Source organism: Synechococcus sp. JA-2-3B'a(2-13) (assembly GCF_000013225.1).
Taxonomy (GTDB): domain Bacteria; phylum Cyanobacteriota; class Cyanobacteriia; order Thermostichales; family Thermostichaceae; genus Thermostichus.
Genome location: NC_007776.1, coordinates 1,409,615 through 1,433,841, shown reverse-complemented (window position 1 = coordinate 1,433,841; position 24,227 = coordinate 1,409,615). Strand labels below are relative to the sequence as shown.

Genomic DNA, 24,227 nt, shown 5'->3' with positions numbered 1-24,227 from the left:
CTATAGAGGTAGGTTGCCCCCAAGCCGAGGGGCTGGCCTCAGGGATCCTACGGAGACCGGAAAAGGAGGGATGAACATTGGCGAGGATGGCCGTGGGCGGGCCTGGGATCCCCTTGCTTGGGGCCGCTGCTCCCCGTTATTCTAGTAAAGCTGAAAAATCTGGGGAAACAGTGAGCCGTGGCTAAAAAGAGCATGATCGAGCGGGAGAAAAAGCGCCAACGCTTGGTCGAGAAGTATCGGGAGAAGCGCCAACAACTGAAAGCGGCCATGGCCGATCCCAACATCGACCAGGCCACCCGCATGGAGCTGCACGCCCAACTGCAAAAACTCCCTCGGGCCAGCTCGCCCACACGCCTGCGCAACCGCTGCTGGAAAACCGGGCGTCCCCGGGGTTACTTCCGCGATTTCGGCCTCTGTCGCAACAGCCTGCGGGAAATGGCCCACCGAGGCTTACTGCCAGGCGTAGTTAAGTCTAGCTGGTAGCTACCCGACCTTCGCCGCTTGGTTGAACGGCCAAAACATCCTTTTGAGAGATCCTGAGTGGGCCTGCAACCTTTCCAGCTCTGCGACGAAGATCTCACCCCTGCAGTGGCAAAGGCCCTGGCCAGGGAACCTTACCTGGCCGTGGATACAGAAACAATGGGGCTGATCCCGCAGCGGGACAGGCTTTGCGTGGTGCAAATCGCCAACTCCGCCGGTGAGGTGGTGCTGTTGCGGCTGAGCCGCGGGGTAAAGCAGGCCCCCTTTTTGGCGCAGCTGCTGATGGCTCCAAGCATTGAGAAGATCTTCCACTACGCCCGCTTTGACCTGGCCATGCTGCGCTATCACCTGGGGATCCGGGCGTGGCCCGTCTTTTGCACCAAAATTGCCAGCAAACTGGCCCGCACCTACACCAGCAAGCATGGCCTCAAGGATGTGGTGAGCGAGCTGTGCGGGGTCGAACTCAACAAAACTGCCCAAAGCTCCGATTGGGGAGCCGTCCACGCGCTATCCGCCGAACAGCTGGAATATGCCGCCAACGATGTTCGCTATTTGATCCCGGTGCGCCACAAGTTGGCGGAGATGTTACGGCGGGAAGAACGCTGGGAGTTGGCGCAGCAGTGTTTCCAACATTTGCCTACTTTGGTAGAGCTGGATCTGTTGGGCTTCAGTAACGTCTTCGAACATCAGTAGGCGGGGCTTTACTTGATAGACAGTCACTGTCTTCGATGACCGGGCCCTCGGGGATCCCACATCTCCTGAGGCTGAACATGGGGGGACCTCACCGGCGCATAAAGTATCTGGCAACACAGCTGGCTGCCCCTCTCTCTGATGTAGTGGGGATGGGGTTGGCCATACCAATCGAGATAAACCGGCCTGCAACCCTCATTGCTCCCGCCATCATCTGTCTGGATCAGGGGGATCAGCCCTCACTTGGGCCACTATGAAAATCATTGGAGTTGAGTCAATGTTGGAGTCGCAGAGGGTGGTTCAAAGTGGGTTATCTTCCCCCGCTGTTTCGGGCAAGCCCGTTCTGGAGTTGCGCCACGTCTCGCTGCAGTACCCCACCAAGGGATCCCCAGTCACGATCATCCGCGACGTCAGCTTTTCTGTTGCCCACTCGGAGTTTGTCTCCATTGTTGGGCCGAGCGGCTGTGGCAAGACTTCTCTTTTGAAGATGATGGCCGGCCTGAACACTGACCATGGCGGCACCCTCTACTTTCAGTTGCAGCCCATCGCCGGCCCCCTGAAGAGTGTGGGCATGGCCTTTCAAAACCCGGTGCTGCTGCCCTGGCGCACAACCCTGGAGAACGTGTTGCTGCCGTTGGAGGTGGTAGAGCCCTACAAGCGCACCTTCAAGCAAAACCTGGCCCAGCACGAGAAGTCGGCGCTGGAGCTGCTGGCCACCGTAGGCTTGGAGGGTTTTCAGAAAGCCTATCCTTGGCAGCTTTCTGGGGGAATGCGGCAGCGGGCTTCCCTGTGCCGCGCTTTGATCCATCAGCCGGAGCTGTTGTTGTTGGACGAACCTTTTGCCGCTTTGGATGCCTTTACCCGCGAGGATATGTGGGAAATGTTGCAGCGGCTGTGGCTGCGCACCGGCTGCACCGCCATTTTGATCACTCACGATTTGCGGGAGGCGGTTTTCCTCTCCGATACCATTTATGTGATGGGGCCACGGCCTAGCGAGATCATCTTTTCCCTCAAAGTGGATCTGCCCCGTCCACGCCCGCTGGAGATCTGCCTGACGGACGAGTTTCACCGCTTGGTCTCGGAAGTGCGCCAGCACATTCGGCGCAGCTATTAGGCCAAAGAGCCCTTGATCCAAAAAATCTGGAAAGGTTTGCTGGACAGGTTACCGCGCATTTCTGCCGAGGGATCCCATGAAAAAATCATTTGACCGATTTTTGCAGACCCAAACGGCTTCTGTGGTCTTGCCCGCTGTCACCATCGTTTTGACCCTTGTGCTCTGGCAGGTGGGGGTGGGGCTGTTCAACGTTCCTCGCTTCATTCTGCCGGCGCCCACCCAGATCCTCGCAGCCATGAACCAGTGGAGCCCGGTGATTCTGCGCCACTCCCTAACCACCCTCACTTCGACGCTGCTGGCCTTTGCGCTGGCTTTGGTGGGGGGGATATTGCTGGGATCGATCATCGGCAGCTCCCGCCTGGCCCATCTGTGTTTGTACCCGCTGCTGGTGGGGTTTAACACCATCCCAAAGGTGGCTTTGGTGCCACTGCTGGCGATTTGGTTTGGCTTGGGCACGATCCCGGCGGTGATCACGGCCTTTTTGCTGGCCTTTTTCCCCATTGCAGTCAATGTGGCGGTGGGGCTGGAGACGGTGGAAGCCGAGATGCGAGATGTGCTGCGCTCGCTGGGGGCCAGCTCTTGGGAGATTTTCACCAAGGTGGGGCTACCCCACAGCATGCCCTACCTGTTTGCCTCGTTGAAGGTGGCCATCTCCTTTGCTTTTGTCGGCTCGGTGATCTCGGAGACGGTGGCTTCCAACCAGGGGCTGGGCTACCTGATCGTGTCGGCCAGCTCTTCTTTTGATGTGCCTTTGGCCTTTGCGGGTTTGGCTGCCCTCGGCATTATGGGCATTTTGCTCTACACCTTTTTTGCGGCTTTGGAGCGCTATGTCCTGTCCTGGCGACAGTAGCATCTGCTCCAGGGGATCCCACCGATGCCTGAACAAGCTAGCCCAAATCTGGAAAAGTGGCCCGCACCGCCGGGTGGACGATCTTTCCTGCCCTGATGTTGAGCCCTTTGGCCAAGGCCGAGTCTTGTTCCAAAGCAGCGGGCAAGCCGAGATTGGCCAGCTTGAGGATGTAGGGGAGTGTGGCGTTGACCAGCGCTTGGGTCGAAGTCCAGGGAACGGCTCCGGGCATGTTGGGAACGCCGTAGTGCAACACCCCGTGGGCTTCGTAAACCGGCTGGGCATGGGTGGTAACCCGCGTGGTAGCGATGCACCCCCCCTGATCCACCGCCACATCCACAATGAGGGAGCGAGGACGCATTTGGGCCACCAACTCTTCTCCCACCAAGACCGGCGCCCGCCTTCCCGGCACCAACACTGCCCCTACCACCAGGTCGGCCTCGCGAACACACTCTTCCACGCTTTGGGCCGTGCTGTAGAGCAGCTCTACCCGCGAGCCAAAAATCAGCTCCAGCTCGTTCAGCCGCTGCAGGTTAATGTCCAAAATCTGCACCCGTGCCCCCAAGCCTACGGCCATTTTGGCCGCCTCAGTGCCCACGGTTCCCCCGCCCAGGATCACCACCCGCCCCGGCGGCACCCCCGGGATCCCGCCCAGCAACACGCCCCGCCCCCCCTGCTGTCGGGTCAGGTAATGGGCGCCAAACTGCACCGAGAGCCGCCCGGCAATCATGCTCATGGGCATCAACAAGGGCAGGGATCCATCCGCCCATTCCACCGTTTCATAGGCGAGGCAGGTGGCTCCCGACTGCAGCAGCGCCTGGGTCAGCTCGCGGCTGGCGGCCAAGTGCAAATAGGTGAACAGAATAAGGTCGGGATGGAGCAGAGAATACTCAGCCGGCAGGGGCTCCTTGACCTTCACCACCAGCTCCTGCCGGTAGATCTCCTCAGGAGTGACAGCCAGCTTGGCCCCCGCTTTTTGGTAGTCCTCATCCGTGAAGCCCGCCCCCTGGCCTGCTTGGGTTTCCACCCACACCTGATGCCCCTGTTCGGTTAAGACCCGCACCGCCGCCGGTGTCAGCCCGACACGGAACTCTTGCTCTTTGATCTCTTTGGGCACGCCAATTCGCATAGGGATCCCCGTAGGGCTGCTTTCCAGTCTAGACAGACTCTCTCCCCGATGGGATCCCTGGCCTGAGCAGGAGAGCGAAAATTGTAAAGTTTTGTGCGCGATCTGTCGGGGCAAGCAATCGCCAGGCTAATTTTGTTAGCTCAAGATTTCAAGGGCAAACCTAGATCTCTTGCCATGATTGGCACGAAAACAAGACATAACAGCCTCAGAAAGCCCAATTTTCTTGCTTGCGCTTATCCCCAAGAGCAATGTTAACATCTATGTCACGAAGTCTCCGTACTCCCTCGCGAACGCACCTTGAAAACTGCATGGATTCAAGCTTTTCCGGGGGTAGGGTTGATCCCTACCTTTTCCCCGCAAGGGGACGGAAACTGCTCCACAGTGAGGTTGCTTGGCGGCGAACCGGGTTGATCCCTACCTTTTCCCCGCAAGGGGACGGAAACAGTAAACGGTAAACTCTACAGAAACTTACCTCCACCCGTTGATCCCTACCTTTTCCCCGCAAGGGGACGGAAACAGACGCGACGTCGCGTGGATCCCCAATGCCGCCGACCGGACGTTGATCCCTACCTTTTCCCCGCAAGGGGACGGAAACCCTATCGTACCAGCGACCACCGCTACCGTCAACACCATGTTGATCCCTACCTTTTCCCCGCAAGGGGACGGAAACGGCTCCGGTTTCTAGGTGCCGAAAGACAGTAACCTGGTACACCGAGGTTGATCCCTACCTTTTCCCCGCAAGGGGACGGAAACGCGGAATCCGCGGGCTTTCGCCTTGCGGATCCGCTCCTTCGCTGTTGATCCCTACCTTTTCCCCGCAAGGGGACGGAAACACCTGCTCTAAAAAATAAAGGAGTGCCTGAGGTAGGCGTTGATCCCTACCTTTTCCCCGCAAGGGGACGGAAACGCCTGAGGTAGGCACTCCTTATATAAGACTAGTTCAGTTGATCCCTACCTTTTCCCCGCAAGGGGACGGAAACATGTTCTTTCCATTTGTTGGTACAGAATATTGCTGTCGTTGATCCCTACCTTTTCCCCGCAAGGGGACGGAAACGGGAGACTTCCCGCAGACCGAACGGCTTCGACAGGTGAACACGTTGATCCCTACCTTTTCCCCGCAAGGGGACGGAAACTACTCATACCGCCCTTTTTGCACCCCTCTCGGGCGTACGTTGATCCCTACCTTTTCCCCGCAAGGGGACGGAAACATAAAATACCCACCAGCGTGGGCAGTGGCGGGTAGCACGCTAAGTTGATCCCTACCTTTTCCCCGCAAGGGGACGGAAACTATCGCCACGGCTACCTAAACCCCGCTCCACGTTAAGGTAATGAGTTGATCCCTACCTTTTCCCCGCAAGGGGACGGAAACCACAGTTGCGGATTTAGCAACCTTACGGTTAAACTTCCTGTTGATCCCTACCTTTTCCCCGCAAGGGGACGGAAACCCGTTACAGTACACCTTTTCACCGTCGAAGTATGGCTCGTTGATCCCTACCTTTTCCCCGCAAGGGGACGGAAACCTGAGCTACGCGAGGCGAGAGGAGAGAGAAAGGAAAGTTGATCCCTGCCTTCTTCGAGACATCCTTGAGAACTGAGACTGGCGGATTCTAGGGTGGATCCCTAGCGCAGGAAACGGGCCAGCAGCACCAGTCCGATGCCGCCGAACAAGATGTTGAAGCTCCAGGCTGCCGCCCAAGGGGGAAGGGCTCCCACTTCTCCCAAGCTGCGAGACACGCTCAGAACCACGTAGTAGCCAAACACCAACAGGATCCCGAAGACGACGCCCCCGTAGCGTCCCACCCGCCGCGCGGTGGTGGATCCCAGGGGGAGCGAAATCAGCACGGCAAAAAAGCTGGCCAAGGGCAGGGAGAAGCGCATGTGGAACTCGGTGCGCAGAGCCTGAGTATTGAGATTGGAGCGGGCCAGGCGGGAAATCCGCTCTGCCAGCTCCGGCAAGCTCAACTCGCTGGGGGGAACCGGCGGCTGCATCAGGGCAGCCAGATCCTGGGAAACTTGCAACGGCTTGCGATGAAACGTTTGCTCGGCAATGCTGAGACCCGTGGGGCCGTAAAGGTGGGTTGCCCCTTCGCTCAGGCTCCACTCCAGTCCGTTCCACACTGCCTGAGCGGCCAAGGTCACTTCCACCAACTGGTATTTGCCTCCCGGCAAGGGATCCACCCGCAAAATCGTAACATCTTGCATGGTATTCAACCGGGGGTCCACTTGGCGGATGAAGAACCAGAGGTTGTCTTCGGTTTTGAAAAAGACATCGTATTGCACCGGGGTGGTGGCCTGGGCCAGCAAAGCCTGCTGATCGATCTGGCGGATTTGCTGTTTGCTGGCCGGCAGCAACACGTTGCTGATGAAAAAAGCGCTCAAGCTCATGGCCAACCCCACCAGCAGCAGGGGTCGGAAAATCCGGCTAAAAGGGATCCCGGCTGCCCGCATAGCGGTGATCTCACTGTTGCCGCTCAGCTTGCCCAAGGTGAGCATGGTGGCAAAGAAGGCGGCAATGGGCATGCCCAGCACCACCATCTCCGGCAGATCCAAAACCAAAAGACGCAACACCGTCAGGGGGGGGACGGATCCCTCGACCAGCCGCTCGGCCAGGGTAAACAACCGGCCCACCAGCAGCAGCAGGGTTCCCCCCGCAACACCGGCCAGCACCGGGGTGAGCATCTCCCCAAACAGATAGCGCTCCAGCAGCCAGAACTTGGTGAGCAACCGTGCCATGTTTGAGAATCGAAGGGGATCGCCCTCATCCCCAAGGGAGAGGCGAGTTGCAATGGCCGAAAAATCGGCAGCAAAAGCCCTGAACCAGGCTTATCGATTTATTCTCGCTCAAGGGCTTGGGGAAGCAGGGGGGGGAAACGACTCTGTTTTGTCGGCAGGATCCGAACGCGGCCTAGGAGAGTTGAGGGGAGGTTCGGACTCGGGATCCAGCTTGGCACCCCAGGTGACCAGGTAGGCCCGTTGTTCGGGGGAAAGGCGGTGAGCTTGGCGAAAATCTGCTCCTGCCACGATGGCGCCGGTGTAGGCCCCGGTCTTGAAATCGGGCTTTTGCCCTGGCTGAGCAGGGGAAGCTGTCTGAGGGGATCCCACAAACAGCAAAGCGCGGTAGAGATCGGCCCCGCGCAGGTCGGCATTCCGCAAGTTAGCTCCGCACAGATTGGTGTGGCTGAGATCGCAGCCGCTCAGGTTGGCCCGCTCCAGGCTGGCTTCGCTGAAATCCACCGCTCGCAACAGGGTGCCATGCAGGTCGGCTCCCTCCAGCATCGTGCCCAGGCTGACCACCCGGATGCCGTTCACGCGATCCCGCTGGTAACCCCCTTTGCCGTCCAGAATGGGTCGGCCCAGGTGTTGATCCCGCCGCAGAGGGCTGAGCAGGTTAGCAGTGGAGAGAAAGCGCAGGATCTTGGCTTTGCCGAAGCGATCCACCCCATTCAACAGAGCAGCCGTGCGCCCGGCAGCAATGGCCCGCTCCAGGGGCCAATCGTCCAACTGCCCATCGGGAGACAAGACCAAGTTGGAAATGCCTTCAAAGTAGGCGTCGATGGTCTGCTGCTGGGTAATGATGTTCTGCTGAATGGTGAGATCGCGGGAGATAATGTACTGCCGCCAGGCAATGTAGGCAGCCAGGATGGCAATCAAGATTTGGCCTGTGGCCCCGAACACTTCTCCCAAAGCCCCAATTGCTTCCCAACTCAGGGATCCCAAGGCAGAAAACAGCCCGCTCCCGGCAATCCCTCCCATCACGGCCAAGCTGAGGGCCACTCCCGCCCAGGCCAATTGAGGCCAAGTGGTCAGCCACTGCCAAAGACGGCGTCCGATCTGCACCCAAAGCGGTCGCCCCCACCAGCCCGCCAGGCCCAGCCAAGCCAGCACCGCCCCCCAGCCCAAGACCGGCTGAGCCATCAGCTTTCCCAAGAGCAGCAAGAAGGCCGGGATCCCCAACAGCAGCAGATGAATCAGGGGTTGCCACGGTGAGACCGGAGACAGCAGGATCCCGGATTCAACCAGCGACGGCTCTTGGGGCAGATGTTCGGGGGCAAGGGTTCTGTAGGTCATGGCGCAAGCAGGGAGGTTACTCTAGGGCTAGTGTTAGACTTGCAAAAAAAGCCTGCGTTAGTCCGTATTTGGAGTTGGCGGATAGGGCAGGATCCCGCCTACTCAGTTTGGTAGGATAACCTCGGCCTTTCTTCTCTAGCCCAGCCTGGTGTGAGGATAACCACCATGATCTCTTCCTTATTGTCCTTACTGCCTATTGGTCTGCAGAAATCCGGCGAACACCAATCTACAGCAGTCCTGCCCGGCCTGCGGGCGCAGCGCCATCGTTCTGCAATGCTGACGCGGCTGGCAACCTCTCTGATGCTTGGCACCACCTTACTGCTGACAGCAAAGTTGGATCCCGGCTGGGCGCAAACTTCCCTGGACACCGGCATTACCGGTGAGCAGACCCTGCCTCAAGCTCCCCCTCTCCCGGACAATCGCCCGGCCATTTTTGTGGATGCAGCCAACGGCAGCGATACCCGTGGGGATGGATCCCGCAATAACCCCTTCAAGACGATTACTTATGCCATTCAGCGGGCTGAGGCTGGCAGCGTCATTCAGCTTTTTCCTGGGGTGTATAGCGAGGAGAGCGGCGAAACCTTCCCCATCCGTCTGAAAGCCGGCCTCACCTTGCGTGGGGACGAGTCCACCTTGGGAGAGGGCTATCTCATCACCGGCGGCGGTACCTACATGAGCCCGACCCTAGGCCGACAAAATGTTGCTCTGCTGGCAGAGACCGGCGCAGAAGTGCGAGGAATTACCCTGCGCAACCAGGGGCGGCGCGGCTATGCCCTCTGGGTGGAATCTGCCTCCCCGCGCATTCTCAACAACAGCTTTGTGGGCAGCATCCACGATGGGATCTTCATTGCCGGCGCTGCCAATCCCTGGGTGGAGGGCAACCGCTTCTATAAAAACGGGGCCAACGGCATTTCCGTCTTGGGCACCTCCCAGCCCACCATCATCAATAACCTGTTCCAGGAGACCGGCTTTGGCATCACCATCGACCAGCGCTCGGCGCCTATTGTGCGCAACAACCGCATCCTGCAGAACCGTACCGGCGTGATCGTCGGGGGCAGCTCCAGGCCCATCCTGCGCAACAATCTCATCGCCCAGAACTTGGAGACCGGCCTCACCGCCATCACCACTGCCCAGCCGGATTTGGGCACGGCCACGGATCCCGGCAACAACATCTTTGAGGGCAACGGCCAATACGATATCAACAACGCCACCCGCGGCCTGCGCCTCAATGCCAACGGCAACCAACTGCGGGGCAAAGCCAAAGGGGATCTGGATCTGTCCGGTCAAACCACCGTTGCCGCCCTTCCCGACAGCGCTCCCCGCCCCATTGCCCCTGGCACTTTGGCTCTGCCCAGCGCTCCGGCCCAGCCGGCTACTCCCAGGGATCCCCGGCCAGCGGCTGAGACCCCCTCCACCTTGCCGGTTTTAACGGTGCCCCAGTCTACTGCCCCGGTTCCCCCCTCTCCGCCCCAAGGATCCGGAGGGCGCATCTTGCCAGATCCCTCCAGCCCTCAGGCAACTCCCCAGCCCCAACCTCCGGGGGAGCAGTTTGTGGCTGTCCCCTTCACCCCCGATGGCTCTACCACACCTGCCCAGCCGGCTGACCCTGCCCCCGCAGCTCCTGTTCCCAGGCCACCCTCGGCTCCCCTCACAGATATCACCACCCTTCTGCCCCCGCCGGCCCGTCGCTCATCGGCAGGGATCCCGGCCACTCCCTCTGCTCCCACTACAACTCCAGTTGCCCCCCCTGTGGTTGCTGTGGGTAACGACTCCGTTTCGCCAACGCGAACGGCAACTCAATTTCGCGTGTTGGTGACCCCCAAGAGCAGCGATGACTTGAACCGATTGCGGCAGCTCATCCCCGAGGCGGTGGAAACGGTTTTCAACGGCAGAACAGTGTTGCAGGCGGGCCTGTACGACAGTCGCAGCCAGGCCCAGTCGGTCTTGGATCGGCTGTTGGATGCCGGCTTTGAGGCGGTTGCCGAGATGATTTTCCGCTAGCGACCCCCCACACTGCCGGCTTGCTTCTCCATAGCGGTACGAGGGAGCTTTGATCCCAGTTCTTTGGCGGGGTGGCCAGCCATTGAGCCCAAGTCTCCTTGGTCGCTGGCAAGGGAATTGACTACAAGTGCTTGCCAAGAGCGATGACGGCTCGAACACCCCCTCTCTAGTCCAACGGATCCAGTCGGTAGCGGCTGAGCCAGTGATCCAAATGCACTTCCTCCTCGTCCAGCAGTTGGGCGTTGATCAACCCCCGTTTGAAGGCAAGACGGATGGCTCTGGCCCGCAAGCTGAAGGTGGTTCCCCACTCGTCGCTCTCAATTTGGTCGTTGCTGACTTCTAACTTGTCGTAGAGGTTGCGCAGACGGTTGGTTACCCCTCGGCGGGACAAAAAGCGCCGTGCAGCAATGGCCTGGTCGGTGAGGCCGAGGGCAATGTCGATCAGCACTTCGTACTCGGCATCGCTGAGACCGGTGATTTTGTTTTGTGAACGGGAATCGACCCCGCGCACCTCTCGGTCGATCACGCATTGCTCATCCTGCACCACCGCTTGGATGGCGCTGACCAATTTTTCATCGGTGCAATTTTTCAAAAGGTAGCCATAGACAGTTTGCGGAGGCACGATCTTGTGCAGCTCCCGCACATAGACTTCATCGGCAAAATGCGACCAAAAAATGATGCGCGTGCTGGGGCACTCTGACCAAACCTGCCGCGCTACCTCGATCCCGGTCATCTCAGGCATGCGAATGTCCATCAACACGAAGCTGGGGTGGTGCTGGCGGTAGAGTTCCAACGCCTCTCTACCATTCGAGGCTATATACACCGGGCCGAACTCAGGCAAATGTTGTGTTAGCAGGCTATGAACATGCTGACGGTAGAGAGCGTCATCTTCAGCAAGGAGGGTACTCACAGGCCTTTATCAGAGTTACCGAATACTTTCTTTTCACTTCCTAACTCTAAAAACACCCACAAGGGAAGGCAAGGCACTATTGAGCAGTACTCAAAAGGAGCAAGGGATCCCCTCCGCCGGCTATGAGTAGCAGCTCGGAAAAAGGATTTGGCCCCGCTCTGTCCTGTGGAGGTTGCGGTTTCCCCATAGCGCTCACGCAAACGGCCAATGAACTTCTCCACCGCAGACGTCGAAAACTTTTGATAAGCAGCAGTCTATGCTGTTTCTACGGCAGAGGCCAAAAACGCCTCGATCTCAGAGCGTTGGGGCAAGCTAGGTTGGGCTCCTGCACGGGTTACAACCAAGGCAGCGGCGGCATTGGCAAAACGCAGGGCTTCCCTCAGGGATCCCCCGGCAGCCAAACAAGCAGCTAAGGCCCCACAAAACCCATCTCCGGCAGCGGTGGTATCCACCACTTCCACAGGATGAGCTGGCCAATGGCCACTTTCTTCCCCATCTGCCCAGACCAGCCCTGCCCCTCCCAAGGTAAGGATAACGGCTGGGATCCCGTGTTTCTGCAGTTCTTGAGCCACCTTTTGGGCTTGTTCCGGCGTCTCCACAGGGGATTGGGCAAGGGCAGCCGCTTCGGTTTCGTTGAGCACCAAGTAGCGAACCTGGCGCAACAGGGATCCTGGCAATGGCACGATGGGCGCAGGGTTGAGCAAAATCGGGATCCCTTGGGCAGAGGCTTGTTCTGCTGCAGCCTGCACAGTGGGCAGGGGGATTTCCAGCTGCAGCAGGAGCAGGGCCGCTGGGGTAAAGGGAGGCAAATGCTCCGGCAGATAGCGACCATTGGCTCCAGGGCTGACCACGATTCTGTTTTGCCCGCCGGGATCCACTGTGATCAAAGCTAGGCCGCTGGGCCCCTCCAACTGCCTCAGGTGGCGGGTATCCACGCCGTTGTGCTCCAGGTTCTCTTGGAGCAGACGCCCAAACTCATCGGATCCCACCGCTCCCCACATTTCCACCTGGGCTCCCGCCCGCGCCGCTGCCACCGCTTGATTGGCTCCCTTACCGCCAGGGTAGGTGGCGTAGTCGGATCCCAGCACCGTTTCCCCAGGGCCGGGATGATGGGGCACCTGCACCACCAAATCCATGTTCAAGCTACCCACCACTCGGATCGGGCCTGCCATCGGGCTTGTGGGGAAATCCTGTTGGAAAAGCAGAGATCCAGAGATCTTTGGTTTGGATCCCTGGGCAGCTATTGTATCAGCCGCCGGTCTTGGCCAGGGATCCCCTTGAGCGCCCTACCACGCGACAAGGGCTGATAGCAGTCGTGGTTTTTATTACCATCTATTTCAACTTTTATTACCATCTATTTCAACTGATCGCGCTAGCGGGCCGGAGGCCTTAGCAGGAAGCAACCGGTCGTTTGTTTCACCTCAACGGTGAGATAAATGACTATGCGTTGTGGAACGGTTATCTGTAGGGATTGGTCGCCCTTCGACATATCGCCACTCTGCTGAAAACACAGGGCAAGAACCCGATTCCAAAGGTTGAGGATCCCGACTATCTTGGTGGGTGTTGACCCAGGAAGCAAGCTGATGTTGCTGACCACTACAGACGTGCTCCAAGGTAGAGAGGTTGAGCGTTACTTGGGCATTGTTACCGCCGAGGTAGTTTATGGCACCAATGTTCTACGGGACTTCCTTGCTACCCTCCGCAACATCATCGGGGGACGCACAAGAACCTATGAAGAAGTTTTCGAGAATGCCCAGAAAAAGGTTTTGGAAGAGTTGGAGCAGCGAGCCAAACGTTTGGGAGCAAATGGCATCCTAGGCGTTAGCATTCATACCAACATGAGCACGACAATGATCCTCGTTACCGCCGCCGGCACCGCCGTTAAGCTCCGCTGACGGATGCTTCTGTTGAAGGTTTCCCTTTCTCGGAAGATGATGGCAGCCTGTTCTCAGGCCAGGCTTTCCATCACCGCCTCGTCGATCTCGAAATTGGCGTAGACATTCTGCACATCGTCTAGGTTGTCGAGACGCTCCATCAGGGCAAGCACTGACTTGGCCGTATCGGGATCCTCCACATGCACCTCAGTGGATGGGATCCAGCGGATGGCCGCATCTTGCACTGGGTAGCCCTCTTTTTTCAGGTAGGTGGCCACCTGCTCCAGCAAAGAGTAGTCGCAGTACACCTCTGCTCCTGTGCCTTCCACCTTGAAGTCGTCTCCTCCCGCTTCCGCCACCGCCAGCAACAGGGCTTCGGGATCCAACACCTCCTCCAGGCTGATCACCCCTTTTTGCCGGAACAGCCAGCTCACGCAGCCGGCTTCTCCCAAGCTGCCGCCGGTTTTGCTGAAGGCTTCTCGCACCTCGGCAGCCGTGCGGTTGCGGTTGTCGGTCATGGCCTCGATCAACACAGCCACCCCACCGGGGCCGTAGCCCTCGTAGCGAACTTCTTCCAGGGGGCTGTCGTCGCTCCAGTTGCCGGCTCCCTTGGCAATGGCTCGTTCAATGTTTTCGCTGGGCATCCCCGCTGCTTTGGCTTTCTCCACTGCCGCCCGCAACTGAAAATTCCCATCCGGATCTGGCAAGCCGTTGCGAGCTGCCACGATGATGGCCCGCGAGAGTTTGGTAAAGAGGCTGCCCTTTTTGGCATCTACACGGGCCTTTTGCCGTTTAATGTTGGCCCACTTGCTGTGTCCTGCCATGCCGCCACACACCAGTCAAGCAATGAATTGGAGGGATCCCTCCACTTTTGAAGCCTAGATCACCTCGGCTCAGGACTCAACCCCACGGCAACTGGGAGGGCACCGGCCTGGTCACAAATTATAGTTAGTTATTTCAAACAGCAGTGAAACGGTTCGTTATGTCGATTCCTAACTCCCTCTCCCAGAGAGAAACTGGGGGTAAGGGCAGCGGCGCGGAGCGCTTGGGGAGTATCTCAATCTGGTTTGAAATGACTATAACGAGGGATCCTTCACAACCCAGACTCAGCTACCCAACAAACCCATCAGGGCTGAATCGGCTGCCGCTGAATTACATCCCCTTGAGGTGGAGGTGGAGCGGCTGGGGTTTCTTGAGGGGTAGGCGTTGCCTCTATGGGAGGAGTTTCCCCAGGAGGCGGGGGCAGAGGGGGCACACCTTCTCCAGGCACAGGCCCAGGTGTAGGCGTGGGGGTTGGGGATGGAGTTAGAAAGGGCGTCACCTGTCCCAACAGCTCGGCATAGAAAATCGCATCTTGCTCTGGCCCAAAGCGCCCCACTTCCCAACGGTGACGGGGCACAAACATTGTTTGCAGCAGCACTTCCCGGCTGACAAAAGCGGGAGTACCCGAGAAGACGTAGCCATCGACAATGACCCGATTCAGATCGGGCCGAGTTTGAAACACCCGATCCACCTCCCGCAGCATCTCCGTATCCAGCCGCCCCAGCAGAGTTTCCAGGGTGTCTTCAGGGCTGATCGGTACCCGTACCGAAAAGCGATAGCCTTCGCAACGATAGTCCCCACAGGTCTTGACCAGCTCGTTACGCACCCGGATTTGCGCCCCAGGATCGAGATTGCGCCCCGGCACAAGGACTTCCTCCTGGGGTTGCTGTTCGACCGGCTGGGCCCATAGCTGGAGTTGACTTGCCCATCCTGCCCAAACTAGGGATCCGAAAAACAAGCCAAATCCCCAACCTTTTAGAGGAAGGCTCCAACCCAGACTGCCCTGCTTAGAGCGAGGTGAAACGGGGGGCTCACAATCCTGGATCGGGCTGTTCATAAAGCGTTGACCGATTCCTCAGCGATGGCTACCGCCAAATCTACCCGACATCGGCCAGAGAGGCACTAGGCAGGGAGAAAAATAGGGTATCGGCTCCGAATGGTTTCAAAATAGGGGCAGATAAATAGGGAAGCTTTGACAAACTCCCTGTCCTGGGCAGCAACGGATGTGCTGTGGCAGCGCATGGGTGTAGGATCTTAAGCTCTGGGTTCCCGCTCTGCAGGCAGGCCAGTGCTCTGCTGTGTGGGCAATGGATCCATGGATTGTTATTACCGTTGAGATCGCAAACCCAATTCTCTTCTTCTTCTCACGTCTTCTCATGACCGCGGTTGTTCCTTCACCTTTGCGCTACGCCTACTACCCCGGCTGTGTGGCCCAGGGGGCCTGTCGTGAGCTGTATGACTCCACCGACCAGATTGCGCGGCATCTGGGCATTGAACTGGTGGAGCTGGAAGCCGCTTCCTGCTGTGGTTCGGGCACCTTCAAAGAAGAATCGGAGCTGCTGGAAGATACGGTGAATGCCCGCAACCTGGCTTTGGCGGAAGCGCTGGGGTTGCCGATGCTCACCCACTGCAGCACCTGTCAGGGGGTGTTGGGCCGCGTGAATGAAAAGTTAAAAGCTGCGAAAACCGCGAATCCAGAGTACTTTCACCAGGTGCAGGCCCTGTGCCAGAAAGGAGGCTGCGAGAGCTGCTACCAGGGCACAGGCGATGTGCGCCATTTGCTGTGGGTGCTGGCTCATGACTACGGCCTGGAGCGATTGGCCCAACAGGTCAAACGGCCTCTCCTGGGACTGCGCTGCGCTGCCTTCTACGGGTGTTATCTGTTGCGGGCCTACGACATCTCCCGCTTTGATGTGGCACGGGATCCCCGTTTGATGGAGGATCTCTTCGAGCGTTTGGGGGCCACCCCTGTTTGGTATCGCGGGCGCACCCAGTGTTGCGGCTGGCCCATTTCCAGCTATGCCCCGCAGCAGTCTTTCTCGATGGCAGGCCGGCATCTTCTGGAGGCCATAGAGGCGGGAGCGGATTGTTTGGTCACCCCCTGTCCCCTGTGTCACCTCAACTTGGACTCTCGGCAGCCGGAGGTGGAAGAGGTGATCGGGCGCAAGCTGGGGATCCCGATCCTGCATTTGCCACAATTGGTGGGCCTGGCCCTGGGGATCCCGGCGAAAAACTTGGGACTGAACCGCCATGTAGTACAGGTGGAAAGAGCCCTGCAAAAAATAGGCCGCTAAATCCCACTTGATGGCTGGGGGATCCCTGGGCAAACATCAGGTCTGGGAAGGATGTGTTATTCTGCCCAGCAAGGTACCCGTCCTTGTTCAAAAACCGCAAAGATCCTCGTAAGCTTAGATCCACCTACTCCTGCTTGGCAGCTCCCTATGGTTGTCTCGGATCCCTTTGGCCTTGTTGTGCAAGAAGTGCAGCAGGGCGGGTACGCAGACCGAGTGAAAAAGCTGGTTTACTTTGCCTGCACCAGCACTTGGGAAAGCGATGTCAGCAAGTTGAACCAAATAGACCTGAAAGCTCTGCTGGAGCAGCTCTGCCGCCAGCACGCTACCCTTGATGCTTTGGGCCAGCGCTTTCGAGATGCCATTAGCCGCATCAACAAAAAAGCCGAGTATGCTCGCATCGCCAAGATGCTGCTAAGCAAGCTACAGCCCCTGTATCAACAGCCCCAAGCGGATCCCTCTAGCCCACTCATGCCCTCGCCCAAGGAGCCATCAGCTTGGGCCGCACCCTCGCCTATCTTGTCCTTGGAGTATGGAAGCCCACGACTGCAAAAGCAAGACTATGATCCCTTCGAGTTGCGGGCAGGGGTGATGCGGCAAACCAGTCCTTTGCGGGCCAAGCTGGTTCTGTTCACGGCTTTGTACCACAAAATAGAGCCCACCCTGCAAGGGTTGGCCGCCCTGCGACGCCACAGCCTGGACGAACTGCTCAGAGCCCTTTACGATGCCTGCCACTCCCCCCAAGAACTGGAAACCCGGCTGAAGGAGGCGGTGCAGCAGTTGCAGGAGCCGGATCAGGATGGCCAAGCCGCCAACGCCGTGCTGCAGATGCTGAAGCCTCTTTACGTTGAGGTGCCCCCGGAAACGGTCGCCGCTGGAGGGTTGGCTGCCGAGCTCCCCTCTGCCGATCTGGATTGGCTGAATACGGAAGATGCCGTTCGTGCCGGCAGGACAGAGTCCTTGTCCGGTTCCATGACTTGGATTGACGCTGGGATCCCAGAGGATGAGGAAGAGCCTGCAGAGCTTTCGGCTTTTGCGACCCCGGCAACACCATCCGCCCCCTCTTCTGACCTGCAACAGGAGCTCCCAGAGCCCTGCTGCCAACTGCTCCATCGCAGCGCCGGATCCCTGATGGTTGCCATCGAGAATACCCTAAGCGAGTTGGGCAATGCCCTGGACGAAGGGCTACAGGATGAGGATCCCGCCCAATATCTGACGCTCAAACACCAGGTGCTGCGCGGCTTCTTGAGGGATGTCGAGGGATCCGCCGCAATGTTCATGGGGATCTTGAAAAAGCTAGAACAATCGGAGTGGCGCCTGGTGCAGCCCCTGCGCGTCAGCAATGCAAAACAGGCTCTGCCGGAGGCGGTTACCGAAATGCCCGCTGAGCTGGCGGATCCCTATGCTTCCCTAAGACAGGTGTTGGCCAGCAGCGAGCTGGCCCAGCAAAAGCCGCAGTTGGAGCAGGAGGTGATGCGTTTGGTGCAGCGCAGCGTCGGCTCTGTCAAGACTGCTATCGAACAGGCCCTGAGCGAGTTGGGCAAGGCGTTGGATGAGCAGTTCCAAACCTGCACCCTAGAGGAAGCCTTGGTTCTCAAGTACCAAACACTACGCGCCTTTTTGCAGGAAGTGGGGGAGATCTCCACCAAATTTGCTGCTTTCTTGGATCGCATGGAGGAGGCAGAGCGCCGTCTGTTCGGGCTGGTTTGAAGCTCAAACCCGCTGTTTGGGGATCCCGTTCAACACTCACGATCAGCCGCGCCGAGTGTTGGGGAAACGCCTTGATTTTCTTCTAGAATGGCCGCTAGTTTGGATCCCCTCTCGCTTTTCTGAGCTCTCCCCCCTCCATCTATGGACGCCAAGGATCTGCTCCGGCTTTACCGGGCAGGACGAACCAACTTTGCGGGCGAAAACCTGGCCGCCCTTGACCTGAGCCGGGCCGATTTGATCGGGGTGGATCTCTCCCAAGCAAACCTGCACAGTGCCAATTTGATCTTCGCCTTCTTGGGGCGAGCCAAGCTGCAGAAGGCCAACCTCGTCGGGGCTAACCTTGGTGGGGCCAACCTCAGCCAGGCGGACTTGAGCGAGGCGGATCTCAGAGATGCCCAGTTGCACGGCGCCACCCTACAAGGAGCAGATTTGCATGGGGCCAACCTGACGCTGGCTCTGTTGATCGATGCCAACCTGCTGGATGCGGATTTGCGTTGGGCCAACCTCACCAGTGCCAACTTGGGGGGAGCTTGCTTGCGGGGGGCTAATCTCCGTTTCGATAGCCGCCGGGGAGCGGTATTGCGCAACGCCAATCTTAGCCGCGCTGATCTCAGCGGAGCCAACCTGTCGGGAGCGGATTTGACACGGGCCGACCTGAGCGGGGCCAACCTAAAAGAGGCCAGTTTGATCAAAGCCAACTTGCAAGGGGCCAATCTGCAGCAAGCCCGTTTGCAAGGGGCCATCCTGAGCGAGACCGACCTGAGGGGGGTTTCTTTTTTGGGGGCAGACCTGCAAGGGGCGCAGATGGCGCGGGCCAACTTGAAGGAGGCGATACTTCGCCAGGTGAATTTGACAGAGGCCAACTTAAGCGAGGCGGATCTGGCCGGGGCCGATCTTTCCGCGAGTTCTTTGTGCTCGGCCAAACTGGCGCGGACGGATCTCAGTCGGGCCAATCTGGCCGGGGCCGATTTGCGGTGTGCCAACCTGGTGGATGCCTATTTGGGCCGCACCAACCTGGAAAATGCCGATCTCGGCGAGGCAATCCTAACCCGAGCCGATCTGAGCACAGCCAACCTCAGCGGGGCCAATTTGCGCGGGGCAACTCTGCCGGATGGACGGGTAGGCTGATTGGACAGACTCGCTACCGTATGAGGACGAGGATTCTTGTCCCTGAGTGAGACGGGGATCCGCCCCGGAAAAGGTGAGGTTTTCCCCTGCCCCAGAGGGGCCACAACCGCTACCCTACAAGGGAAGGATGGGTCAAAGAGATCCGTGAACAGCCGCCGATTTCTGTCCTTGATGGAAGCTTTGTGGGCCGATCTGCCCTTGCCGGAATGGTTGCCGGGGGCAGGAGAGCGCTCCTGGCAGCAGACGGTGGCAGCCCTGCTCCAGCTATGGCAAGAAGTTGGACAGTTTGGGGTGGTGATCGGTGGGCCGGTGTCTTGGTGGCCCCCCTGGGTGGTTCGGGATCCGCTGCCTCAACTGCCGTCGCCCATTGACGCTCCAGAACCGAACCTGAAGCTGCGGGAGCTGGCCCGTGAAGATCCCTGGCTGTTTACCCCTGACTTGTCCCCTGAGTCGATTCTGACCCCTGGCCAGACGGTGATCCCTCTCCTGCCGCAGGATCCCCTGGTGGAGGAGCCTTTTTTGCTGGTGCTCACCCCTGTTTTTTCGGCGGTGGCCGCCCAAGGGCATCACCCCCACACGCGGCAGAGGGGGATGATGGTGTCTTTTGAGCCGGAAGTGGTGCATCGGGCTTGGCAGATCCTAGAGCAGCGGGTTCAACAGGGTAGGCCGGATCGCTTGCCCTTCTGGCAGGAGCTGATCAAGCACCATCCCCTCATGGAGCCTCATGTGCGGGTGCTGGCCCGCTTCAGCAGCCTTCTTCTGCTGGGAAACCTGGCCGAGTCGGGATCCCCGCCCGCTCGCTTACCCCCCGCCAGAGCCGAGAACTCCCCTGCGCCCACAACCCGGCCAGAAGATTGGCAGAAGCGGCGGTCTCCTCCTTCCCATGGCCAGCCTGCCGGTCAAGGCCAACAGAACAGCCTTTCGGAGGCAGAACTGTTGCGGGCTCTCATCCACGAGATCCAGACGCCCCTCAGCACCATCCGCACCTTGGTTAGTCTCATCCTGAAGCGGCACGATCTGCCGTCGCGGGTACGGGAATACGTGGAGAAAATTGACCGCGAATGTACCGAGCAAATCAACCGCTTCGGGCTGTTTTTCCAGGCTACAGAAACGGTGATGCCCGCTGCTACCCCACAGGAGGGGCGTCGGCTTCAGCTAGAGCCCATTGCGCTGGTGGACTTGGTGCGGCAAAACCTGCCTCGCTGGCAGGAGCAGGTGGAACGGCGGGGATCCCAACTGGAGTTGGAGATTCCCGATGAGCTGCCGGATGTGGTCAGCGATCCCAAGGCGCTGGAAGCGGTGCTGTTTGGCATGGTCGACCGCATTGCCCGCAGCACGCCGGCTGGCAGCCACATTCGCGCCCAGTTGGTCAGCGCAGGGGAGCTGGTCAAACTTCAGTTTCAGGTCAACACACCTGAGGGCAGCGACGCCACTGTTGCCTCAGAGCCCAAATCCCCTCAGGCGATTGGGCAGTTGTTGGTCGTGCAGCCGGATACCGGTGCAGTGAGCCTCAGCCTTCCCGTCACCCAAACTCTGTTCCGCGCCTTGGGGGGCTACCTCACCGTGCGCCATCGCGCCCGTCGGGGGGAAATTCTCAACATCTACCTGCCCCGCCAGCTATAAGCCACCCAGTTGGGATCCCGATAGCGTCTCAGGATTGATATGGCGGATTGCAGGGGAGGTAGGGCTAGGATCGATCTGCCAGCGCCGGGAGAGTCTAGGGATTGGATCCATGCCGAGAGCCAGAAAAGTTGCTGAACACCATCCAGAGCCTGAACCCGTCTGCGGAGCCGGAGAACCCAAGGTTAAGGGGGTCACTCTTTCTGCCCAGCAGCTTTCCACTTTGCTTCACGAAATGCGCAATCCTCTCACCGCCCTGAGCACGCTGGCCAAGTTATTGCAAAAACGCTTGCCCCCCGAGGATCGCAACCACTGGATTGGCCTGAGCATTGAACAGGAGTGCAAGCATTTGCAGGAGCTGCTCGCGGAGTTCGAGCGTTTGGACGGGATCCCGGCCCCCCTCCAGCTTCAGCCCCTCTCCTTGGCCGACCTGCTGCGGGAGTGGATCCCCATCTATCAAGCCTTGGCCGAAACCCAGGGACACCACTTTCAAGCCGTTCTGCCCCCTTCCCTACCCCCTGTACAAGCCGATCCGCGCGCCCTGCGCCAGGTGCTTGATAACCTGATCGACAACGCTTGCAAGTACACCCCGCCCCCAGGTGAGATCCGGCTGAAGGTGGAGCTGGGTGAAGATCCCTCAACTGCTTCGCAACGGGAAGTGTTCGTTGCCGTCTGCGACAACGGCCCCGGCATCCACCCTGAGAACCTGGAGCGGATCTTCGATCCCTTTTTTCGGGCAGATCTTTCTAAGCCAGGGCAGGGGCTGGGGTTGGCCATTAGCCGCGACCTGGCCACCCGGATGGGCGGAGATCTCCAGGTGGAAAGCTCCCCCCAAGGCTCCTGTTTTCGCCTGAGATTGCCCACAGGTTAGTAGGAAGATTGTAGAGATATGGGATGGCAGGTGCCGCCAAACGCTTGAACGCTACCCAGGAGCTGCAGATGGCCTCTTCTCCCCCAGCCAAACCCGAACCCCCTGCTGCCAGTCCAGCAGCCCGCATTCTGCTAGTAGATGATGAACCCGGCTTACGGGAAGCGGTGCAAGCCTACCTCGAGGACAGCGGCTTTGAGGTGATCCCGGCGGCCAACGCCCAGCAGGCTCTGCAACTGCTCAGCACGGCCCAGCCTCAGTTGATCATCTCCGACATCATGATGCCGGGCATGGATGGCTATCAATTTTTGGCCCAACTGCGAAAACTCGAGCCCTACAGCCATCTGCCGGTGGTGTTCCTCACCGCCAAGGGGATGACCGCCGACCGCATCCAGGGTTACCGGGCCGGTGTCGATGCCTATTTGCCCAAGCCCTTCGATCCGGAGGAGCTGGTGGCCATTGTCTCCAATCTCATTGAGCGATCCCGCGCTGCCAGCCCTTCGGAGGTGGTGGCCCGCGAGCTGGCCTCGATTCGCGCCCTGCTGTCGGAGCGCACCCTTGCCACAGCCACGCCTGCCCAGACCTCTGCCCCCACCCCCCTGCCCCCACCCATCAAGGTAGAGCTGACGCCGCGGGAACAACAGGTGTTGGAGAAGGTGGCAGAAGGGCTGATGAACAAGGAGATTGCCAAGCAGCTGCAAACCAGCGTGCGCAACGTGGAAAAATACGTGACCCGCCTGCTGAACAAGACGGGCACCAGCAGCCGCACCGAGCTGGTTCGCTATGCCCTTACCTATGGCCTAATTCGGCTATAGCCCTCACCCCCAACCCCTAGGAAGACTGAAGAACGTGAGACACGGTTTTATCGCTGGGGCTTTGGTGGCACAGTAACCAGCAGCTCCAACCCAAAGGCGTGATCCCCGGCAGGGTAGCTGGTAATGCCCAGCCCATCGATGCGGGTCAGCAGCTCACGGGCCTCCGGCTCCAAGCCTGCCAAACCACCCGGTAGTGTGGCCTCCAGCACTGTTCGGATCCCTTGCCAATTCAGCAAAAAGTAGCCGTAGTTGGGCTTGGGCAACTGATCGTAGAGGGTTTTCAGCGGCTCGGTTTGGGGAAGCAAATTGCCCTGGCGTTGGGCGAGGGTTTGCAGCGCCGCCGTGCTGCTAGTCACGATCAAATAGTTGCCTTCCCAGGCGCGGGTCAAAAGCGGGCGGTTAAACAAGGGATCCGCCCACGTCACCTGTCCACCCGCCTCCGTTACCCCTACTCCCGATTCTTGGGCCAGCCGATCCAACTGAGTCAGGGCCGCGTTGGCCTTGTCTTTTTGGCTGGTCTCGATCACCAAGGCTGCTCCCATGCCCTGCAACAGGGGATGGGCCTGGGCATCCGGTGCCACCAGCAGGGCCATCTCCCCATCCATCCAAGCCAGCAGATCTTTTTCCAAGTCCAGACGGGTATTGGCGCGAAACTCAGCCCGCAGCTCCTCTAACGACTCCTTGACCGGCGGATCTTTCTCCAGCTCAGGCATAACGGCTTGCCAGCGCTGGGCGATCTGTTGGGTGGTCAGCACCGCCAGGGCATTGCCGGGCAGCCGCTGAATAAGTTCGCCGCGAGCCGGTTGCCACCCCCCCTGCACCTGGGTTTTCGGATCGGTCTGGGTCAACATGCGCAGCCGTAGGCCCTGCTCCTGCCAGTGGGCAGCCATGGCCAAAGAGCGCAGGGGTTGCAGGGATCCCAGCGTCGCCGGATCCAGATCCTGCATCCAGTCTTTGAAAGATTCGGGATCCTCCTGCAAAGCCTGGAAGTTGAAGTAGGCAAAGGCCAGCGTGCCGCTCTTATACAGATCGCCAACAGCGGTGCGGAAACTTTCGGAGCGGCCAATCGGCTCTGCTTCGCCGCGATACACAGCAATCGCCTGCTGCATCACCCTTGGGTCGTTGGCCACTGCCACAAAGCGGTTGCCAAACTCAGCAGTTACCCATCGCTCGCCCGGCTCCCCGTTGGTTTGCACATAGAGGGTGACCCCCTGCTCCTGGCGCTGCTCGAAGTTGGCCCCTTCTGCTGCTGCCTGTTGCCGCACCTGGGCCAAGAATTGCCCAGACAAATCAGCGTTGCGGGTGCTGGCTCCAAACAGGATCCCAGGCACCGGCTCGGCAGCTCCGGGCACCAGATTGGGGATCACCACTGCCATCGTGAATTGCTCGCCAGCCCAAGCTTGCATCTCTTCCCGAGAGAACTCCTTGCCGGTTTCAGCCAAAGCTTCTGCCGTCCAGCTCTCCCACTGGGCCAAAAGGTCAGGGTGAGTGCGAAAAGATTCTTCCGGTTGGGTAGAAAAGGTCAGCACCAGGGGCGCCGACTGGGGAACCAGCGCGGTTTCCGGCAGAACATCGCCGGTCAACTGTACCTGTGGCCCTCTGAGTTGGCAGGATCCCAGGAGCCAAGAGCTCCCCACCGCCATCAACGTCAGAGAGAGAGGGCGCAGCCGAGAATGAAGCTGGACTTGCATGGCGGCTACCTAAGCAGCTAGTGGATATAGCCAATCGTAGCATCTAGGCATGAGCCTGCAAACCCAAATTTTCTGTAAGTGAAAAAATAGTCCACTCTAGCACAAGTCAAGATAGTCTAACAAGATAGTCTAAATTGTGAGTAAACCTACGGCCTGTTCACAGATCAAG

Annotated in this window: 20 protein-coding genes and 1 CRISPR repeat array; of the genes, 12 read left to right on the top strand and 8 right to left on the bottom strand. The window is 59.2% G+C overall.

Going from position 1 to position 24,227, the window contains the following annotated elements; translation table 11 throughout:
- Positions 1-177: 177 nt before the first annotated feature.
- The 4 genes from rpsN to CYB_RS06460 all read left to right on the top strand — a co-directional run bounded on the left by rpsN (position 178) and on the right by CYB_RS06460 (position 3,134).
- Complete coding sequence (gene rpsN, locus CYB_RS06475) at positions 178-483, top strand: 30S ribosomal protein S14 (RefSeq protein WP_011432985.1); 306 nt, start codon at positions 178-180, stop codon at positions 481-483.
- A 57-nt stretch (positions 484-540) separates the two neighbouring features.
- A complete protein-coding gene (locus CYB_RS06470; RefSeq protein WP_011432984.1) occupies positions 541-1,173 on the top strand; it encodes a ribonuclease D in 633 nt (210 codons plus the stop codon).
- A gap of 274 nt (positions 1,174-1,447) precedes the next feature.
- A complete protein-coding gene (locus tag CYB_RS06465) occupies positions 1,448-2,284 on the top strand; it encodes an ABC transporter ATP-binding protein (protein ID WP_049749636.1) in 837 nt (278 codons plus the stop codon).
- Between the two features lie 76 nt (positions 2,285-2,360).
- The gene (locus CYB_RS06460) at positions 2,361-3,134 is read left to right on the top strand and encodes an ABC transporter permease (RefSeq protein ID WP_011432982.1); all 774 of its coding nucleotides are present in this window, start codon (positions 2,361-2,363) and stop codon (positions 3,132-3,134) included.
- Between the two features lie 37 nt (positions 3,135-3,171).
- Here the strand turns inward: CYB_RS06460 and ald are convergent, their stop codons facing one another.
- From ald to CYB_RS06445, 3 genes are all read right to left on the bottom strand, one after another.
- A complete protein-coding gene (gene ald / locus CYB_RS06455) occupies positions 3,172-4,260 on the bottom strand; it encodes an alanine dehydrogenase (RefSeq protein ID WP_011432981.1) in 1,089 nt (362 codons plus the stop codon).
- A 335-nt stretch (positions 4,261-4,595) separates the two neighbouring features.
- Positions 4,596-5,853: a CRISPR direct-repeat array (repeat unit 37 nt; unit sequence GTTGATCCCTACCTTTTCCCCGCAAGGGGACGGAAAC).
- A 27-nt stretch (positions 5,854-5,880) separates the two neighbouring features.
- The gene (locus tag CYB_RS06450; protein ID WP_011432980.1) at positions 5,881-6,993 is read right to left on the bottom strand and encodes an LptF/LptG family permease; all 1,113 of its coding nucleotides are present in this window, start codon (positions 6,991-6,993) and stop codon (positions 5,881-5,883) included.
- Positions 6,994-7,101: 108 nt separating this feature from the next.
- Positions 7,102-8,328, bottom strand: a complete 1,227-nt coding sequence (locus CYB_RS06445) for a pentapeptide repeat-containing protein (RefSeq protein ID WP_011432979.1) — start codon at positions 8,326-8,328, stop codon at positions 7,102-7,104.
- Between the two features lie 165 nt (positions 8,329-8,493).
- Between CYB_RS06445 and CYB_RS06440 the strand changes: the two genes are divergently transcribed.
- Positions 8,494-10,329: a DUF1565 domain-containing protein gene (locus CYB_RS06440; RefSeq protein WP_011432978.1), complete on the top strand. Its 1,836-nt coding sequence runs from the start codon at positions 8,494-8,496 to the stop codon at positions 10,327-10,329.
- A 166-nt stretch (positions 10,330-10,495) separates the two neighbouring features.
- On the opposite strand, the gene CYB_RS06435 is transcribed toward CYB_RS06440, so the two are convergent.
- A complete protein-coding gene (locus CYB_RS06435; RefSeq protein WP_011432977.1) occupies positions 10,496-11,239 on the bottom strand; it encodes a response regulator transcription factor in 744 nt (247 codons plus the stop codon).
- A gap of 254 nt (positions 11,240-11,493) precedes the next feature.
- Positions 11,494-12,411, bottom strand: a complete 918-nt coding sequence (gene rbsK, locus CYB_RS06430; RefSeq protein WP_011432976.1) for a ribokinase — start codon at positions 12,409-12,411, stop codon at positions 11,494-11,496.
- Between the two features lie 411 nt (positions 12,412-12,822).
- On the opposite strand from rbsK, the gene CYB_RS06425 reads away from it, so the two are divergent.
- Positions 12,823-13,134, top strand: coding sequence for a YbjQ family protein (locus tag CYB_RS06425; RefSeq protein WP_011432974.1), 312 nt, complete (start codon positions 12,823-12,825; stop codon positions 13,132-13,134).
- Between the two features lie 53 nt (positions 13,135-13,187).
- On the opposite strand, the gene CYB_RS06420 is transcribed toward CYB_RS06425, so the two are convergent.
- Both CYB_RS06420 and CYB_RS06415 read right to left on the bottom strand, forming a co-directional pair.
- Complete coding sequence (locus CYB_RS06420) at positions 13,188-13,937, bottom strand: YebC/PmpR family DNA-binding transcriptional regulator (protein ID WP_011432973.1); 750 nt, start codon at positions 13,935-13,937, stop codon at positions 13,188-13,190.
- A 302-nt stretch (positions 13,938-14,239) separates the two neighbouring features.
- Positions 14,240-14,992: a hypothetical protein gene (locus tag CYB_RS06415; RefSeq protein WP_071818158.1), complete on the bottom strand. Its 753-nt coding sequence runs from the start codon at positions 14,990-14,992 to the stop codon at positions 14,240-14,242.
- Between the two features lie 319 nt (positions 14,993-15,311).
- Between CYB_RS06415 and CYB_RS06410 the strand changes: the two genes are divergently transcribed.
- The 6 genes from CYB_RS06410 (at position 15,312) to CYB_RS06385 (ending at position 22,367) form a co-directional block, all read left to right on the top strand.
- Positions 15,312-16,229 (top strand): CoB--CoM heterodisulfide reductase iron-sulfur subunit B family protein, encoded by a 918-nt coding sequence (locus CYB_RS06410; RefSeq protein WP_041436423.1) that lies wholly within the window; start codon positions 15,312-15,314, stop codon positions 16,227-16,229.
- Between the two features lie 147 nt (positions 16,230-16,376).
- Complete coding sequence (locus tag CYB_RS06405) at positions 16,377-17,936, top strand: hypothetical protein (RefSeq protein ID WP_041436421.1); 1,560 nt, start codon at positions 16,377-16,379, stop codon at positions 17,934-17,936.
- A 141-nt stretch (positions 17,937-18,077) separates the two neighbouring features.
- Positions 18,078-19,064: a pentapeptide repeat-containing protein gene (locus CYB_RS06400; protein ID WP_011432969.1), complete on the top strand. Its 987-nt coding sequence runs from the start codon at positions 18,078-18,080 to the stop codon at positions 19,062-19,064.
- Positions 19,065-19,208: 144 nt separating this feature from the next.
- Positions 19,209-20,687, top strand: coding sequence for a sensor histidine kinase (locus CYB_RS06395; RefSeq protein ID WP_011432968.1), 1,479 nt, complete (start codon positions 19,209-19,211; stop codon positions 20,685-20,687).
- Positions 20,688-20,796: 109 nt separating this feature from the next.
- Positions 20,797-21,555 carry a sensor histidine kinase gene (locus CYB_RS06390; RefSeq protein ID WP_011432967.1) on the top strand — a complete coding sequence of 253 codons (759 nt, stop codon included), beginning with the start codon at positions 20,797-20,799 and terminating at the stop codon, positions 21,553-21,555.
- A 68-nt stretch (positions 21,556-21,623) separates the two neighbouring features.
- Positions 21,624-22,367, top strand: a complete 744-nt coding sequence (locus CYB_RS06385; RefSeq protein ID WP_011432966.1) for a response regulator transcription factor — start codon at positions 21,624-21,626, stop codon at positions 22,365-22,367.
- Between the two features lie 47 nt (positions 22,368-22,414).
- Here the strand turns inward: CYB_RS06385 and CYB_RS06380 are convergent, their stop codons facing one another.
- Positions 22,415-24,058, bottom strand: coding sequence for a DUF3352 domain-containing protein (locus CYB_RS06380; protein WP_011432965.1), 1,644 nt, complete (start codon positions 24,056-24,058; stop codon positions 22,415-22,417).
- Between the last annotated feature and the right edge of the window lie 169 nt (positions 24,059-24,227).

Coding starts and splice junctions, on each gene's coding strand:
- CYB_RS06465 (WP_049749636.1), top strand. CDS start 1,448: ATGTTGGAGTCGCAGAGGGTGGTTCAAAGTGGGTTATCTTCCCCCGCT.
- CYB_RS06460 (WP_011432982.1), top strand. CDS start 2,361: ATGAAAAAATCATTTGACCGATTTTTGCAGACCCAAACGGCTTCTGTG.
- ald (WP_011432981.1), bottom strand. CDS start 4,260: ATGCGAATTGGCGTGCCCAAAGAGATCAAAGAGCAAGAGTTCCGTGTC.
- CYB_RS06450 (WP_011432980.1), bottom strand. CDS start 6,993: ATGGCACGGTTGCTCACCAAGTTCTGGCTGCTGGAGCGCTATCTGTTT.
- CYB_RS06445 (WP_011432979.1), bottom strand. CDS start 8,328: ATGACCTACAGAACCCTTGCCCCCGAACATCTGCCCCAAGAGCCGTCG.
- CYB_RS06440 (WP_011432978.1), top strand. CDS start 8,494: ATGATCTCTTCCTTATTGTCCTTACTGCCTATTGGTCTGCAGAAATCC.
- rbsK (WP_011432976.1), bottom strand. CDS start 12,411: ATGGCAGGCCCGATCCGAGTGGTGGGTAGCTTGAACATGGATTTGGTG.
- CYB_RS06425 (WP_011432974.1), top strand. CDS start 12,823: ATGTTGCTGACCACTACAGACGTGCTCCAAGGTAGAGAGGTTGAGCGT.
- CYB_RS06420 (WP_011432973.1), bottom strand. CDS start 13,937: ATGGCAGGACACAGCAAGTGGGCCAACATTAAACGGCAAAAGGCCCGT.
- CYB_RS06415 (WP_071818158.1), bottom strand. CDS start 14,992: ATGAACAGCCCGATCCAGGATTGTGAGCCCCCCGTTTCACCTCGCTCT.
- CYB_RS06410 (WP_041436423.1), top strand. CDS start 15,312: ATGACCGCGGTTGTTCCTTCACCTTTGCGCTACGCCTACTACCCCGGC.
- CYB_RS06405 (WP_041436421.1), top strand. CDS start 16,377: ATGGTTGTCTCGGATCCCTTTGGCCTTGTTGTGCAAGAAGTGCAGCAG.
- CYB_RS06400 (WP_011432969.1), top strand. CDS start 18,078: ATGGACGCCAAGGATCTGCTCCGGCTTTACCGGGCAGGACGAACCAAC.
- CYB_RS06390 (WP_011432967.1), top strand. CDS start 20,797: ATGCCGAGAGCCAGAAAAGTTGCTGAACACCATCCAGAGCCTGAACCC.
- CYB_RS06385 (WP_011432966.1), top strand. CDS start 21,624: ATGGCCTCTTCTCCCCCAGCCAAACCCGAACCCCCTGCTGCCAGTCCA.
- CYB_RS06380 (WP_011432965.1), bottom strand. CDS start 24,058: ATGCAAGTCCAGCTTCATTCTCGGCTGCGCCCTCTCTCTCTGACGTTG.